The following is a 15194-nucleotide window of genomic DNA, read 5'->3' as shown; positions in this document are numbered from 1 at the left end:
GCGAGCGTCGCCGAGGCGCGCCACGGCGGCCACCTGACCGCGGGCGAGACGCGCCGGCTCAATCGCGCCGAACATCGCAACAGCCGCGCGATCCATCGCCAGCGGCACTGACCCCGCGCTGCGCTTCGACGTGCGCGCGACGCGCGCGCTCACGAGGATGGCCGCTGACGGTCGGCGTCTCGAAGCCGTCGCCGTAGAGCGCATCGGCGCTGCCGTACTCGACGGCGCCGATGTCCACCTGCGCGCCGATCCGGCATCGACATCGTCGGCCTCCAGCCGGCGAACGCCGCGAACAGCGGATCGCCGGGCAGCGTTCCCGGCGGCAGCGCGACGCTGGACTGGCCGATCCAGTCATGGTCGCCGCTCCGCGACGCGCGATTCGCGCGCCGCCTCAGTGCGCGCGGGCGGCCTCCGGCGCGCGCGCGGCGGCGGGGGTGCGCGCGTCGTGCGTGTACACGTGCGTGTCGCGTTGCGGATACGGGATCGTGATGCCCGCCGCGTCGAACGCCTTCTTGATGCGCTCGGTCAGGTCGCACTTCACCGCGAACCAGTCCGCGTTGGCGACATGGCAGCGGATGCCGAGCTTGACGCTGCTGTCGGCGAGTTCGTAGACGAGCACGTCGGGCGCGGGTTCGCCGAGGATGCGCGGATCCGAAGTGAGGATCTCCATCACGATCGCGCGTGCGCGATCGATGTCGTCGTCGTAGCCGATGCCGAGCACGAGCTCGACCCGGCGCCGCGTGTCGGGCGTGAGGTTGACGATCGAATCGGCGGTGATCAGCGCGTTCGGCAACGTCACGGTCTGGTTGTCCGCGCCGCGCAGTCGCGTCTGGAAGATGTTGATGAACTCGACGCTGCCCGTCACGCCGTGGATCGTCACGATGTCGCCGACGCGGAACGGACGCAACGCGACCAGCATCACGCCGGACGCGATGTTGGAGAGGGAATCCTTGAGTGCGAGACCGATCGCGAGACCCGCCGCGCCGAGGACCGCGAGCATCGAGGTCATCGGCACGCCGAGCAGTTGCACGACCGCGAGCAACAGCACGATCTGCAGGCCGGTCTGCGCGACGCGCGCGAGGAACAGCGCGGCGGTCGGCTCGATGCGGGTGCGAGCCAGCGCGCGGCCTGCGGCGTCGGCAATCCAGCCGACGATCTTCATGCCGGCGAACAGCAGCACGAGCGCGCCGACGAGGCGCATGCCGACACCGGCGGCGAGGTCGATCCAGTCGTTGCGCTCGGCTAAGGTGAGCCAGTCGTGCACGGCGCCTCCAGAGTGCGGCGGGGAGGACTCGGGACGATAGCGGAGCCGCGTTGACGGCACGATGAATCGTGCGCCTCGGCGTGGGCCCGATCCGCGCGCGATCATTCCGTGACGCAGTGCGCACGCACTCGTTCAGCTCGCACGTGGTCGCTTGGCATTCAGGTCGAGCCGCTAGCCTGTCCCTGTTCGCGGTCGCTTCCCCCGCGAATGCCACGAAGCCGACGGGAGAATGCCGCGCATGAGCGTCAACTCGAACCTGCGTAACGCGATTCGCGCGATCGAAGCCTTGAAGCGCACCCAGGATGCAACCGCGGCGCTCAAGCCGCTCGGGATGCCGATGACCGACGAGGAACTGCGCGACCGCGCCGAGCTCGTCGAGAAGGTGATCCATACGCGCAGCAAGCTGAAGGCGCTGCGCGATCGTTCCGAGGCGTTGCGCGAATCGCTCGAACGTTTCCGCAAGCAGCGTGCCGAGTCGGCGTGACCGTGAACCCGCGGCACGCGCGTCGGTCCCCGTCATCGTCGATTCAGCGGCGGGGTCGATCATGCACCGGAGTCCGCACGAACGCGGGATTCCCATGAGCGACCATGACCTGCAGGCGTCGGAGAGCCTCGACATCGGCCCCGCGCAGTACGAACCGGCGACCCTTGCATCGACCGTGCTCGGTTGCATGCGCGACCGTCCGCTCGCGCTCTACGTCGACGAGCGCCGCTCGCTCAAGTGCGTTCCCGCGCGAGCGCTCGGCGAAATGCTCGACGAGATCGATGTCGACGACATCGTCGGCGTCTATTCCCCGAAAGCGGCCCTCGACGCGATCGCCGACGACATTCGCGCCTATGTCGAGGCGCGTTTCGGCGAGTCGCGCACGCCGCTCGCGTCCGCGCCGCGCTGCGCCGCCTAGCGCGCGACCGCGCTGCGCAATGGCTGCGTCTCCGCGCCTGTGCAGCCGCGGGCGCCGCGCGAATGTCGATTACGCGGGCGTTTTCCGTTTCCAGAGTGGAGGGCCGCGTGGGCGGCCCGTTCAGGACGGAGAACGGCCATGAGATTCAGAATCGTCCTCGCCGGCGCACTCGCCGCGCTCGTCGGCACGCCCGCGTTCGCGCAGACCTGCGCATCGCCGATCCAGATCGGCACGCAGCTGCTGCCGTATGCGGGCTATGCCGACAGCTGCATGTCATCCGACAACATTTCCTATTACGACGGCGGCGCGATCTATGCGCCCGGTCGCGACATCGTCTATCGCGTATACGGCTATCGCGTGCGCTACGGCGCGACGCCCGCGCTGCGTTTCATCCTGCAACCGAACCCGGGCTACGACCCGGCCCTGTTCGCGTGCGGCCAGTGCGGCGTGACGCCGACCTGCTTCGACGCCGCCGACAGCTTCGGGGCCGGCGCTTCCGAATCGATGATCGTCGGGGCGCGATCCGCCGCGTACTACCTGGTCGTCGATTCGCTATCGCAGAGCCCGCCGTTCGACTGCGGCGGCTACAACCTGTTCGTCGCGAAGTACTGAGATCCGCGCCTGCGCGCTGCCACACGCGGGCGCGGTTCGGGTGTGCGAGGAGTGCGCCGCCCGAGTACGATCGCGCTCGACGGGTGTCGAGTGCGGTCAGGCCACGATGCGACGCAACTCGCACTCGATTGCGAACACGTGCGCATCCTCCGCACCGTGCGCGCGCAGCGCATCGGCGAGGTGCAGCACGTAGTCGCGGTTCGCGCCGCTCGGCCCGTGCGCGGCGGCGATCTGCCCGGCGATCGCCGCATCGGGTGCGGGCCCGAGCCAGGCGGCATTGTGTTCGTCGGCGATGTACACGAGGCCGTCGACACAGCGGCCGTCGTCGAACTCGAGCGTTTCGAGATGGCGCAGGTAGCCGTTCTTCTCGCGATGGTCGAGCGCATCGAACACGGCCGGCGTGACGAGGTAGGCGATGCCGAAGCACGTCGCGCCGGGCTCCCGCGCGAGCGTGAGGACGCGTCCCGGCGCGTCCGGCGTGCCGCGATGGTCGTGCGAACCCTGCCAGAAGCGCCGTGACCAGCCGCGCAGGCGCGCAGGGCGGCGCTCGATGAACGGGAAATCCGCCTTCCAGATCAGCGAGCCGTAGCCGAACAGCCAGACCTCGGCCACGCCGTCGAAGCGATGGCGCTTGCGGTTGAGCGCGGTCGTATCGTGCGTCATGCGCCGCATGATAGCGGCGTGCGTGCTCCGCGCCGAACCGCCGCGACCCGGCCACGCCGATCGCGGGGTCGTGCGGGCGACGCCGCCGCGCCGGCGGAATCGGGCGCCGCCGCGCATCCGCGCGGCCGCCTCTCGCAATGCGCAACGCGTGCACCGCGTGCGGGGCCGGACGCGTGTACGCTGCCCGCTGCGCTCGGCGCTCGGCGCTCGCGGTCGTCTCGACCCGCGGTCGCGAGCGACCTATGCTGCACTCGATGATGGCAGGGAGGTGTCGCGTGCGTGTCCAATCCACGCTGGTCATCGCGCTCGCCGCATTCGCCGGATGTGCGTCCGCGCCACGCCCCACGAACGCGCCGCTCGTGCCGCGCGCGGCATCGACCGCGGACATGTCCGCGATCGCGCGCATCGAGGCCGACGGGCGCGCGATCTACCGCCAGGACCAGGCCGCGCAGCGCGCGCGTGATGCGCTCGCCGCGCAGGGCATCGCGATGCCGCTGCCCGATGTCGGCGGCTGGATCGTCACCGAGCTGCCCCAGGGCACGCGGGCGAGCCTGTTCGTCGAGGATGCCGACGCCGTCGCGCACGTCGAAGCGGACGTGTTGCTGCCGCTGCCCGGCAAGGGGCTGCCGCCGCAGGTGACGTCGAGGCCGGCGCGCGCGCCTGACGCGACCGAGGTGGCGATGTACCGTGCGCGCCAGACCGCGCTCGCGAACGCCGACGAACTGTGCGGCGCCGCTTTCGGCACGGTGATCCTTGCGGGTGCGGACCAGCGCTGGCAGGTCTACCTGTACCCGGAATCGAATCGCTCCAAGGTGATCCCGCTCGGCCCGCTGCTGCGTTTCGACGTATCCGCCGACGGCACGCGGCTCGAGTCGAGTGAAGCGTTCTCGAAACAATGCATCAGCATGGCCGACAGCGACGCCGAACTCTACGTCAGGCTCGAGGATCGTCCGCAGGGGGACTTGCCGGTGCCGATGGACGTCTTCCTCAGCCTCACCCATCCGAAGCCGATCATGGTCTCCACCGGCGGCCAGCTCTGGCTGGTCGAGAACGGGCGCATCAAGCCGAAGGGGCCGTGATGGACGGCGGCAGCCGCTCCATCCGGGCGCGCGCCTGAGGATCGAAGCGCGCGCGGCACGCACGCGAGATCACGGCTCGGTGCATCGCGTCTCCGGGCCGTGCCGTGCGTGGTGACCCGGGACATCTGCCGTATTCCTCCGCGTGCGACGACGTGCGCACAGCGACGTGCCCGATGCGAAGCGTTTCCGCGCACGAACTCGCCCGGCTCACCCGCGTAGTTCGCGCGTGGGCGTCGAAGCACGCACGCGCTCCGCGGCGAGTGACGGCTACCGGATCCTGCTCGCGCCGCCGTCGCGTGGCCGGCGCCACGTTCCGGTGCGCGCGAACCATGCGAACCCGGCGCATGGCGCCGGCGGGGGCCTCGTGCAGTACTTCGACTCCACGATCGACGGGGTCGATCCGTCGAGCCGACGCGGAGCGGGCTCAGTCGAGGCCGTCGGCGAACAGGAGGTCGTTCTCGACGCCCAACGTCGCCTGCGCAACCGCTCCGTTGCCGATGCACGCCTGCACGCCCGCGACGATCCGGCCCGGCTCGATCAGCGGATTCACGGCGTACGTGCAGTGGTGCCCGTCGGTCGCGATCGGCGCGAGGTAGCGCGCCTTGCCGCCGTCGCCGAAGGTCGGGTCGAGGTCGAGCGACGGCGTGAGGCGCACGAGCGTGGCACCGATCGGCGCCGCGTCCGCGCGGCTCTCGCCGAGGATGACGATCTTGCCGTCGCCCTGGCGCACCAGCGCAAACGCGCGATCGAAGTTGTCCTGATCGTCGGCGGGGGCGGCGCCCGCGAAGTCGAGCGCATAGGTGCGCGTGCCGAAGGGGCCGATCGAGGTATCGAGCTGGCCGTCGGGCTTCCATTTGACGAGCACGATGTCGTAGTAGGAGTGCGCGCTGCCGTAGCCGTAGGACGTACCGACCTGCAGCACCGAACCGTCCGCGCCGAGCAGCGAGCCTTCGCTCATCACGCGCTTGTCGAGGTTGCCGGCGAGCTGGCCGAGGTCCGCATGCGCGATGCCGGGCGCGTAGTTGCCGAACCCCGCGTCGACCGCGCCGTTCGCCTGCAGGCGGACGACCGCCTGCGTGCCCGCGAGCGGATTGGGCGCGTAGCGGCCGGTGACGACGATGCGGCCGTCGCGCATGAGATGCAGCCCGCGCACGGCATTCATCACATTCTGCACGTCGACGTCGACCTTGCCGTCGACCCCGAAGCCGGGCACCGGCGCGCCGTCGCTCGTGTAGTGGGCGACCGCGAGATGGCGGCTCGGTGTCGCCGCGGCGAAGCCGGCGACGATGACGCCGCCTTGCGCGTCGATCGCGAGTTCGCGCACCTCGTCCTCGTTGTCGTCGCCGAGGTCGTACGCGATCGTGAGTACGCCACTGCCGAGCAGGCTCGTGTCGAGATCGCCTGCGGGCGTGAAGCGGTAGATCGTCATGTCCGGGCAACCGGCGAAGCCGACCCAGAGCCGTCCCTGTGCGTCGATCTGCGCGTCGGTCGCGAACGCGCCCGGGCACGGCGCCTGGTACGTGCGCAGGCCGAAATCGCCGAACGCGTAGTCGGGATAGCCATCCGCGTCGAGGCGCTGGATGCTCATGCGCCAGTCGTCCTGCGCGTCCTTCATCGAACCGAACAGGTAGAGCTGCCCGTTCGGCGCGCGACGCACTGTCTGCGCGCCCGCGGTCAGGCCGGTGCCGTACGGATTCAGATAGAAGCCGAAGCCGGGAAACTCGGCATCGGTGCCGAACGTCGCATCGAGCGCGCCGTCGGCGGCGGATGCGGTCGCGATGGCGGTCGCGAGGGCGGCGAGCAGCAGTGCAGTGCGCATGGCGATGTCCTCCTGGGTTGCCTGGACATACGCAATGCGGATGAGCGAGGGATCATGCGACCGCGAAAGGGGTTCCGCCGACGTCCCGGACGAGGCAACATCCGCATCGGTCGGCCGGACGCACGGCGACCGACCGGCCGGCCCGCCGCCCCGACGGAGGCACGATGTTCACGACATCCTCGATCCTGCTCGCCATCGTCCTCGCGGCACCGCCGCAGGAGTTGCCGCCGACGCGCGTGCAGGGCGAGGCGACGAGCGTGCTCGCGCAGTTCACGCCCGCCGAGCGCTATCGCTTCGACCTCGGCGGCGAAGCCGGCCAGTACAGCGAATGGGAACGCACCGGCCTCCCGCGCTTCGACGGCCTCGCGACGACGATCCGCGTGAAGGCCGCGAAGGGCAAGCGCAGCGGCAAATGGGCTTCGATCGCGCGCATCGATCTCTACGGTGCACGCGACGAGGGACGGCGACGGCAGCTGTCGATCATCCTCGCCGTCGATCGCGCAACGCAGCGGGTTTCGCCGGAGCTATGGCGCGGCGCGGACCTGCCGCGCGCCCCGTTCAAGGTCGACCTGCCGCTCGGCGAACCGGTCGATCTCAAGATCCTCACCGACACGCCGGGCCAGCTCACGATCGCGTTCGGCGAAACGATCTTCCGCATCGAGGACGATTTCCAGATCCGCTCGATCGGCGTGCTCGCATCGGGCGTCGACGCGCGCTTCGACCCGTTCGCACTGCTGCAGCGCCTGCCGGCCGGCTGAGCGCGCGCGACGGCGAACGCGCCGTGCGAGATCGAGCCGGTCCCCTATCGACGGCGTGAGGGCGGCGGGACGCCGCCGTCACGCACCGGCGAGTTCGCGCGTGAGCGCGGCGGCGCCGGTTTCGCGGCAACCGCTCGTGTTCTGCCCGGCCCACAGCGGCGAGAAATCGCCGCGGCCCGCACGCTCCGCGTACGCGCGCAGCGGCGCGATCGCGGCCGCCGCGAGCGGGAACGGTGGTGCAAGCGGACTGACCGGACCGAGTTCGCGCATGAGACGGTTGACGATCCCGCGCGCGAGGCCGCCGCTGAACAGGTTCGTGAGCGCCGTGTGTGCGGCGACGTCGCTGCGCAGCGCCGCGCGATGCGCCGCGTGCGTGGTCGCCTCGGCGCACAGGAGATAGCTCGTGCCGACCTGCACCGCGCTTGCGCCGAGCGCGAAGGCCGCGGCGACGCCGCGCGCGTCCGCGATGCCGCCTGCGGCGACCACTGGCACGCGCAGCGCGCGCACGAGCTGCGGCAACAGCACGAACGTGCCGGCCTGTCGCGTGACGTCGTCGGACAGGAAATGGCCGCGATGGCCGCCGGCCTCGAGCCCCTGCGCGATCACGGCGTCGACGCCGCGCGCCTCGAGCCACAGCGCCTCGGCGAGCGTCGTCGCCGACGCGATCACGACCGATCCCCACGCCTTCACTTGCGCGAGCAGGTCGGGTGCGGGCAGGCCGAAATGGAAGCTCACGACCGCAGGCCGGTACGCCTCGACGAGGTGCGCGGTGCGCGCGTCGAACGGCACGCGCGAGACGGCCGCGGGCACGGCGTCGGGATCGAGCCCGGCCTCGCGGTAATACGGCGCGAGCGCGTCGCGCCATGCGCGTTCACGTGCGTCGTCGGGTGCCGGCGGGCGATGGCAGAAGAAGTTCAGGTTGAACGGTCGCGACGTGCCGTCGCGCAATGCGTCGAGCTCGCGCCGCAGCGCGTCCGGCGGCAGCATCGCGCACGGCAGCGAGCCGAGGCCACCCGCATTGGAGACCGCGAGCGCGAGCGCGCTGCCGTGCGCGCCGGCCATCGGCGCCTGGATCAGCGGCAGCTCGGTGCCGAACGGGCTGGGCATCGCGGGGTCCCCTGGGTGGCCTCGCCACAGGCTAGCGCATGCGCCTTAAACCTTCGCGTCCCTGACCGCATCTCACGCCCGGAATCCCCCTCCGGAGCCGCCCGCATGCGCCGCCTGTCCCTCGTCCTGTTCGCCCTGGTCCCTGCGTTCGCGGCCGCGAACGACTGCAAATTCACCGCCCGCCACGACTTCGACGTCGATGCGGCCGGCCTCAAGACGCTCGCGTCGACGATCGGCTCGAGCGACCTCGAAATCGTCGGCGTACCCGGGCTCGCGAAGGTCGAGGTGCGCGGTCGCGCGTGCGCTTCGGAGCAGGCGTGGCTCGCCGACCTCGGCGTCGACCAGCAGCGCAGCGGCGACCGCCTGACGATCACGCCGCGCCAGGACCGCTCGCACCACTGGCAGTGGTTCGGCTCGAGCTACGCCTACGTCGATCTCGAGATCCGCGTGCCGGCGGCGCTCGCGGTCGACGTGCGCTCCGGTTCCGGCGACGCGAGGGTGCGCGACGTCGCCTCGCTGCATTACGACGGCAGCTCGGGCGACCTCACGGCCGACCACATCGCGGGCGTGTTCGATCTCAAGCTGAGCTCGGGCGACGTCGAAGGCACCGACATCGGCAGCGTCGAGGTGCGCGGCGCCTCGTCGGGCGACCTCATCCTGCGCGACGTGCGCGGCGACGTCCGCGTCGATCGCGTCGGTTCGGGCGACGTGCGCCTCGACAACGTCGGCGGCGGCGTCGTCATCGGCAGCGTCGGCTCCGGCGACGTCACGATCAGCCACGTCGATCGCGACGTCAGCGTCGACTCGCTCGGCTCCGGCGACATCGGCGTGTCCGACGTCGGCGGCAACTTCAGCGTGCGCAGCAAGGGTTCGGGCGACGTGCACCACAGCGGCGTGCGCGGACGCACCGACGTGCCGCGGGACGACGACTGACGCGGGGCGGGGGCGGCGGCGCATGGCGTCGCCGTGCCTCCTGCGCACGCGGGCCTCGATCCCGCGCCTCGCGCCCGACGCGGGACCGCGTCGCCGGGCTCCCGCCGCGCGGGGCGAGGCGGGCGCTTTCGCACCGCCGTCCCACGATGCGCCTCCGCGGCCTTCCGACCCGCTCCCGAGGCGCATCGATCCCGCTTCAAGCCGCATGCATGCGCCTCCCACCGCGCACCGCTGCGACTTCGAGTGGCATCGTTGCGACTTCGAGCTCCATCGCTGCGACTTCGAGCGGCATCGTTGCGACTTCGAGTCCCGTCGTTACGACTTCAAGCCCCATCGCCGCGACTTCGAGCCGCACCATTGCGACTTCGAACCCCCATCGCTGCGACTTCGAGCGGCATCGTCGCGACTTCAGGCCCCATCGTTGCGACTTCGAGCCGCACCATTGCGCCTCCGCGGCGCAGGCTTGCGACTCCAACCCCCGACGCTGCGCTCCCCGACCCGCACCGTTGCGCCTCGAAGTCGCACGCGCGCGCCTCCCACGCGCATCGATGCCGCTCGATCCCGCATCGCTGCGCCTCCAAGTCGCAACGCAGGCGCCGGCACCGCCATGCGCGTCGCCGCAAGGCCGTCACCCCGCCCACCCGACGGTCTGCTTGCGTAGGATGGGCTCAAGCCCACCACGCGAGTCGTCGTGGAAGCGGTGGGCCGGGGGCCCACCCTACGGTCTGGCTCTCTCAAGCGTAGACGACAACCACTATGAGTACAGGGGCCGCATTCGGATACAGAGATGTAGTCGATGCAATAGCAGGAGATTCGTGGACTCAGTATGGTGCGTACATCCCGAAAGGGGGTTGAGTTGGCTGATTAACGGGACGGAGGTGGATTATGGAAAGTAGGTCATGTCGACGAATCTCTCGCATTGTCCCGGTTGCAGGCATATGTGTGGTGTTCTCGGGTATGGCAGTGGCCACGCCATCCATCTCCGATAAGCCGAGCCTCGTGAAGATCCTGTATGACAATGGAGATCGGTTGGATATCCGTTGTGATCCGGCTGATCGCTGCAGCTTCGATATCGGCGTATTTCGACGAAAGTTCCACCTGAGCGAGTCGGAGGCCGCGCCTTCCGGTCAGGTGATTCCAAACACGGCCAGACTGACCCGCGATTCGGAGGATGAGCACACGTATTCCATAATGGTCAGCTCGTTTTGCGGCAAGGAAGACTTCAAGCTGCGCACCGATGTCCACTTCGATCTGAACTGCTATTCGCTGATCAAAGCGAAGGGCAACAAGGTCGTCAAGGTCGAGAGAATCGTCGAGCAAGGCGATATTGTCCGTTGGAGCGAATCGCTACCTCCGGGTAAATGATGTGCGAGCGCAGGCGCGGAGTCATCCTGTTTACCCATTACATGCGCGGTGAAGTGGTTCTCGCACATTGAAGGGGCACCGGTTCTGGCAAGCGCCCCGGGACGAAGCAGTCAGGGGGGAGAGATGGCTTGGCGTTGTCTGCTCATGATCACGGCGGCGATGCTCTCCTCCTGCGTCGACTGGACGTCGATCCAGTGCGACGAGTACAAGAATGTTCTGCGCGATGACGCCAGAAGCGCGCAGCTCTTGGCTTGGGCGGACGCCCAGATATTCTCTAGGACTTTCAAGAGTTCCGACTTCGATCCCTACGCTCCGGCCGGGCCGGGAAGAGGTGGCGGCAACCTCGATGTCGAAAAGATCGGCTTACAGATGCCGGAATTGATCAAAGGCTATGTGGTTCGCTCCATCGGGCCCGACAAATTCCACCCGGACGTCGTATTGATCGGCCATAGGGGTTCGCAGGGAATACTGATGGCTCGTGGCGAGCTCATGGAATCACTGCGAGGCACGACCGTGGACGTTTCGAGGCTTGAAGAGCGGCACCGTCGCTTGGCCATGCTCTGCTATGTCGACTGACATGTCGTCGTGTGGTGCACTCCGAACGATTGCCTGGATCGGAAGCTGAGGGTTCGCCATATCGCGAGCTGAAGGAGGCGCAAACGCGAGACGGGCGTGTGGGCGCTCGACGCCGTGTTGTCGAAGGACTGCGCTCCGCCCCAAGGTCGGAGTTGCCTGGGCGCGACGCCGAAGCGCCGCGTCCCACGCGATCACTCGAAGCCGTCGGCGAAGATCGCATCACCGACGACGAGCGTCGCGACACAGCTGCCGTTGTTCGTCGCGAGCAGCAGGCGCGCGTCGTCGCCGCGCGGACCGTCGCGAGTTCGGTCGGTGCGTCGCCCACGTCGGGGCCGCTCGCGTACGGCGTGAACGTGGCGGCAACTTCGGGCACGGGTAAGATCGACCTGTCAGACGTTCCGTCAGATGAGCTACGAAAAGAAATGGTATCGACTGATTCAGGCGATCGCCTGAAGGCTGCCCGATCCTCCATCGAATACTTCAAGATTAAGGGCGCCGGCTATGAACCCTATTATTCCTCCGAGCAATCTTACGCTGGCTTGACAAATCCGGTGGCTCCATTCAGCTGGGTCCGAGTGCATTCCATTCCTGGAGTGGCCTGGGCGCGACGTCGGGCCACGAGATCGGAGTCCATTGGAATCTTCAGGCACGCTTGCGCGGGGCGGCATCTTCGCAACAAGACGCATACATGCGTGAAGTGCAGGCATACGACTACAACCTGCGTAACGCAGAAAGATACGGAAGCAGCGCCGCCGAAATGGATTTCATGAGTTATCAGCGCAATCGTTACTACGGCAATCCAAGTCGAGCCAATCAACAGCTCGTCAGTCGAGGGATTTATCATGCGCCGGGTTGGTGAATTGATCGTCGCAGTCGTATTCGGAATGCAGATGCATGACTTGAGCGCCCGAACTGTTTTTGATGTGCGGGCCAAGCTCGAGATGTTCGGCGAGACTTTGAGGGTAACGATACAGAATGGTCCGCAGGAGTCTGTTCCCGTCCCCACGCCGCTGGTGGTTTGGCGGCCGGGTGTTGGCGGTGTCGAATTCAAGGTATGGACCATGAAGGGGGCGGAACTTCACGAATGCGCAATGATCGATTATGGGCCTGGCGTCCAAGGCCGCGTGGAATTGAAGCCCTCGGGCAGTGTCACCCAGATATTTACGATCGCTGACGTGCTGAAGAGAAATTTTTGCCTGCGCGGCGGACGATATTTCGTTCAGGCATTCTTCCACAATGAGCTAGACGGGAAGGAGCTTTCGGAAACCCTGGCATCCAACCCCTTGATCGTGGAGATCGGGACCTGATCGCGTGGCATAGCCGAACGCCACCTAGATGATTTGCGGCGCGACGCCGAAGCGCCTTGCCCCGCGCAATCACTCGAAGCCGTCGGCGAAGATCGCGTCGCCGACGACGAGCGTCGCGACGCAGCTGCCCTTGTTCGTCGCGAGCAGCAGGCGCGCGTCGCTGCCGGCGCGGACCGTCGCGAGTTCGGTCGGCGCGCCCCCCGCGTCGAGGGAACTTCGGGCACGGGTTTGCTAGCGCTGCGCCGGTGAGGCGTTATCGCCTGCGGTGGGCCGTATCGATTCCATCGGCGGTCGTGTCGTCGCAGCCGCGGTGGTCGGTGGTGCGACGTCGGTTATCGCGGGCCGCAAGTTCGCGAATGGAGCTATCACGGGATTGGGCGCATCACCCTGCTGAGATAGGATGCCCGCTCGTTCTCGGAGCAACTCATGAGGGAATATTGGAGTATCGACTATGCCGGCTGGAAATAGTCTGCATCGAATGGCGTTAGCTCTGATCCTTGCGATGCTGGCTGGTACGACATCTGCTACGCCGCAGGCACAAGAGATTGAATCCAAGATTAAGCGCTCGGACCTCGTCGTAAAGGGGAGAGTCGTCGAGTACTACGGAAAGTGCTCGGCTATCGCATGCGAGGAGCGAACGTACCGAATCGAATCGTTCGGTGTGTTAGACAGCAAGCGTCCCGTCGAGGATGTCGATATCGCTGTGCTTGTCGTGTGCGGCGACCTCGATCTTGGTCTTGGGAAGGAGTATGTGCTGTTCTTGAGTGGGAATCTGAAGCGCGCGAAGCCTTCTGTTGAACCCGATGCGGAGGCGACAATCGAGAAGCTTTCCTGCACATACAGCTTCAAGCAGGGGGACGTCTACTCGTCTGTAGGTGATGGGCGGTACAGCGAGATGCCAGATCTGCAGGGCAGCCAGTCGAACGCGGGGATGGCGAATATGCTGTCTGAGGGAGAAATCCGGCGTATCGCTGGAGTGCTGCGCCAACGAGAATCGGGCGCTCGTTGAACCCGTCATAGCGCGGCGCCGAAGCGCCGCACCCCGGGGAATCACTCGAAGCCGTCGGCGAAGATCGCGTCACCGACGACGAGCGTCGCGACATAGCTGCCCTTGTTCGTCGCGAGCAGCAGGCGCGCGTCGTCGCCGGCGCGGACCGTCGCGAGTTCGGTCGGCGCGCCGCCCGCGTCGAGGCCGCTCGCGAACGGCGCGAACGTGGCGCCGGCGTCGGTCGAGCGCGCGACGCGCGCGCCGGAGCCTTGCGCGACGTAGAGCGTGTCGCCGTCGGTCGTGTCGCAGGCGATGTCGACGATCGACGCGCCACTCCACGCCGGCGTCCAGCTCGCGCCGGCGTCGTCGCTGCGCAGCACGCTGCCGTTGCTCCAGCCGGTCGCGATGCCGAGGTAGAACACGCGCGGGTCGGCGATCGAGCCGCACAGGTGCGGGCGCTGCACGTAGGTCGACTGCTCGAGCACCGGCGCCCAGCTCGCGCCGCCGTCGTCCGAACGCAGCAGGCCGCCTTGGTCGGGCGACTGGTAGCCCGTGTACGGCGCGAGCATGACCTGGTCGCTGCCGTCGCCGGCGATTTCGATGTCGCCGATGAAGAGCCCGTCGTCGCCGATGTACTGCTTGTCCCAGGTCTGGCCCGCGTCGGCCGAACGCCAGACCGTGCCGGCGCTGCCGGCGACGCCGAAGTCGGAACCGCCGAGCAGGATGAGGTCGGGGTCGACCTCGCTGAAGCGCAGCGCGGCGAGATCGGATTCGTAGAGCGGCCCCTGGTCCGGGCCGAGGCCGGTCCAGCTCGCATCGGCTTCGCGCCGGTACAGGCCTTCGGGGGCGATCGACGACGGCCCGCTCGAGATCGCGTAGAGCACGCCGGACGGCGACCATCCGACCTTGCTGTAGCGCGTCGGCGGCAGCGCCTCGATCGTCCAGTGCGCGCCGCCGTCGGTCGAACGCATGACGCCGCCGTTGTTGTTGCCCTGGAACGCGACCGCGACCTCGGCGGGATCGAGCGGGTTGCCGGCGATCGAGACGAGGTTGAATTCGGAGATGCCGTCCGACGACGCGACGAGCGGCGCGTCGGCATCGGCCGAGCGGTACACACCGAGCGCACTCACGCCGACGAGCAGGGCCTGCGAACCTGCGGCGGCCCAATGCACCGATTGCGCGGCGAGCGCGCCGCTGCCGCCGATGCCGAGCTCCCAGTGCGCGCCGCCGTCGCGCGTGCGGTGCACGCCGGTGCCGTCGGTCGCGACGACGATCGTCTGCGCGTCGGCGGGATCGACCGCGATCGCGGTCACGATCGGCAGCGGCCAGCTCGCGTCGTGCAGCGGCGTCCAGCTCTGGCCGAGGTCGGTCGAGGCGTACAGGCCGAAATACTGCGAACCGAAGTTCATGCCGCCGCCCGCGAGCAGGTGCGTGCCGTCGTAGTGGAGTGCGTTGACCGGCGTGCCGGGCAGGCCGCCGCTTCGGTCCTGCCAGTGGTCGCCGCCGTCGACGCTCGTCCACACTTCGCCGGTGCCGAAGTCGCCGCGAAAGCCGGCGATCACGGTGGCCGACTGCTGCGGATCGATCGCGATCGCGGTGCCGTTCAGCGGGGCCGCGTGCGGCGGCGTGCGATCGGACCAGCTCATGCCGCGATCGAGCGAGCGCATGAGGTTCACGCTTTGGAAGCCCGCCGCCGCGGTGACGCCGACCCACACCGTCGCCGGCGTCGACGGATCGACCGCGAGCGAGAAGGTCGCGTCGTTGAGCGGGTCGATGCCGAGGTTGCGCTGCGTCCACGTGGAACCGGCATCGTCGCTGGTC

Annotated in this window: 16 protein-coding genes; 11 read left to right on the top strand and 5 right to left on the bottom strand. The window is 68.3% G+C overall.

Annotation, left to right across the window (positions count from 1 at the left end):
• Positions 1-391: 391 nt before the first annotated feature.
• Positions 392-1264 (bottom strand): mechanosensitive ion channel family protein, encoded by an 873-nt coding sequence (locus VI238_RS00515; protein ID WP_331647376.1) that lies wholly within the window; start codon positions 1262-1264, stop codon positions 392-394.
• A gap of 238 nt (positions 1265-1502) precedes the next feature.
• Between VI238_RS00515 and VI238_RS00510 the strand changes: the two genes are divergently transcribed.
• The 3 genes from VI238_RS00510 (at position 1503) to VI238_RS00500 (ending at position 2778) form a co-directional block, all read left to right on the top strand.
• On the top strand, positions 1503-1748 hold the full coding sequence (locus VI238_RS00510) for a hypothetical protein (RefSeq protein WP_331647375.1): 246 nt from the start codon (positions 1503-1505) through the stop codon (positions 1746-1748).
• Between the two features lie 94 nt (positions 1749-1842).
• Entirely contained in the window at positions 1843-2166 is a 324-nt protein-coding gene (locus tag VI238_RS00505; RefSeq protein ID WP_331647374.1) for a hypothetical protein, read from the top strand.
• A gap of 138 nt (positions 2167-2304) precedes the next feature.
• Positions 2305-2778, top strand: coding sequence for a hypothetical protein (locus VI238_RS00500; protein WP_331647373.1), 474 nt, complete (start codon positions 2305-2307; stop codon positions 2776-2778).
• A 96-nt stretch (positions 2779-2874) separates the two neighbouring features.
• Here the strand turns inward: VI238_RS00500 and VI238_RS00495 are convergent, their stop codons facing one another.
• Positions 2875-3441, bottom strand: coding sequence for a gamma-glutamylcyclotransferase (locus tag VI238_RS00495; protein ID WP_331647372.1), 567 nt, complete (start codon positions 3439-3441; stop codon positions 2875-2877).
• A gap of 275 nt (positions 3442-3716) precedes the next feature.
• On the opposite strand from VI238_RS00495, the gene VI238_RS00490 reads away from it, so the two are divergent.
• Entirely contained in the window at positions 3717-4520 is an 804-nt protein-coding gene (locus tag VI238_RS00490) for a hypothetical protein (RefSeq protein WP_331647371.1), read from the top strand.
• Positions 4521-4944: 424 nt separating this feature from the next.
• Here VI238_RS00490 and VI238_RS00485 read toward each other — a convergent pair whose 3' ends face one another.
• A complete protein-coding gene (locus tag VI238_RS00485) occupies positions 4945-6339 on the bottom strand; it encodes a hypothetical protein (RefSeq protein WP_331647370.1) in 1395 nt (464 codons plus the stop codon).
• A gap of 164 nt (positions 6340-6503) precedes the next feature.
• Between VI238_RS00485 and VI238_RS00480 the strand changes: the two genes are divergently transcribed.
• On the top strand, positions 6504-7097 hold the full coding sequence (locus tag VI238_RS00480; protein WP_331647369.1) for a hypothetical protein: 594 nt from the start codon (positions 6504-6506) through the stop codon (positions 7095-7097).
• Positions 7098-7175: 78 nt separating this feature from the next.
• Here VI238_RS00480 and VI238_RS00475 read toward each other — a convergent pair whose 3' ends face one another.
• Positions 7176-8204, bottom strand: a complete 1029-nt coding sequence (locus VI238_RS00475; RefSeq protein WP_331647368.1) for a nitronate monooxygenase — start codon at positions 8202-8204, stop codon at positions 7176-7178.
• 105 nt (positions 8205-8309) lie between these two features.
• Between VI238_RS00475 and VI238_RS00470 the strand changes: the two genes are divergently transcribed.
• The 6 genes from VI238_RS00470 (at position 8310) to VI238_RS00445 (ending at position 13394) form a co-directional block, all read left to right on the top strand.
• A complete protein-coding gene (locus VI238_RS00470; RefSeq protein ID WP_331647366.1) occupies positions 8310-9137 on the top strand; it encodes a DUF4097 family beta strand repeat-containing protein in 828 nt (275 codons plus the stop codon).
• Between the two features lie 999 nt (positions 9138-10136).
• A complete protein-coding gene (locus tag VI238_RS00465; RefSeq protein ID WP_331647364.1) occupies positions 10137-10502 on the top strand; it encodes a hypothetical protein in 366 nt (121 codons plus the stop codon).
• 144 nt (positions 10503-10646) lie between these two features.
• On the top strand, positions 10647-11078 hold the full coding sequence (locus tag VI238_RS00460) for a hypothetical protein (protein ID WP_331647362.1): 432 nt from the start codon (positions 10647-10649) through the stop codon (positions 11076-11078).
• 688 nt (positions 11079-11766) lie between these two features.
• Positions 11767-11937 carry a hypothetical protein gene (locus VI238_RS00455; protein WP_331647360.1) on the top strand — a complete coding sequence of 57 codons (171 nt, stop codon included), beginning with the start codon at positions 11767-11769 and terminating at the stop codon, positions 11935-11937.
• Positions 11921-12385, top strand: a complete 465-nt coding sequence (locus tag VI238_RS00450; RefSeq protein WP_331647358.1) for a hypothetical protein — start codon at positions 11921-11923, stop codon at positions 12383-12385. The genes VI238_RS00455 and VI238_RS00450 overlap by 17 nt, the downstream gene beginning before the upstream one ends.
• 478 nt (positions 12386-12863) lie before the next feature.
• A complete protein-coding gene (locus VI238_RS00445) occupies positions 12864-13394 on the top strand; it encodes a hypothetical protein (RefSeq protein WP_331647356.1) in 531 nt (176 codons plus the stop codon).
• 41 nt (positions 13395-13435) lie between these two features.
• Here the strand turns inward: VI238_RS00445 and VI238_RS00440 are convergent.
• Positions 13436-15194, bottom strand: a 1759-nt coding sequence (locus VI238_RS00440; protein ID WP_414650008.1) for a WD40/YVTN/BNR-like repeat-containing protein, incomplete at its 5' end; no start/stop codon positions are given.

It is taken from the genome of Dokdonella sp. (assembly GCF_036518555.1).
Taxonomy (GTDB): Bacteria; Pseudomonadota; Gammaproteobacteria; order Xanthomonadales; family Rhodanobacteraceae; genus Dokdonella_A.
Note: the sequence above shows the minus strand (reverse complement) of the source record. Positions and strands in the feature narration are given on the sequence as shown.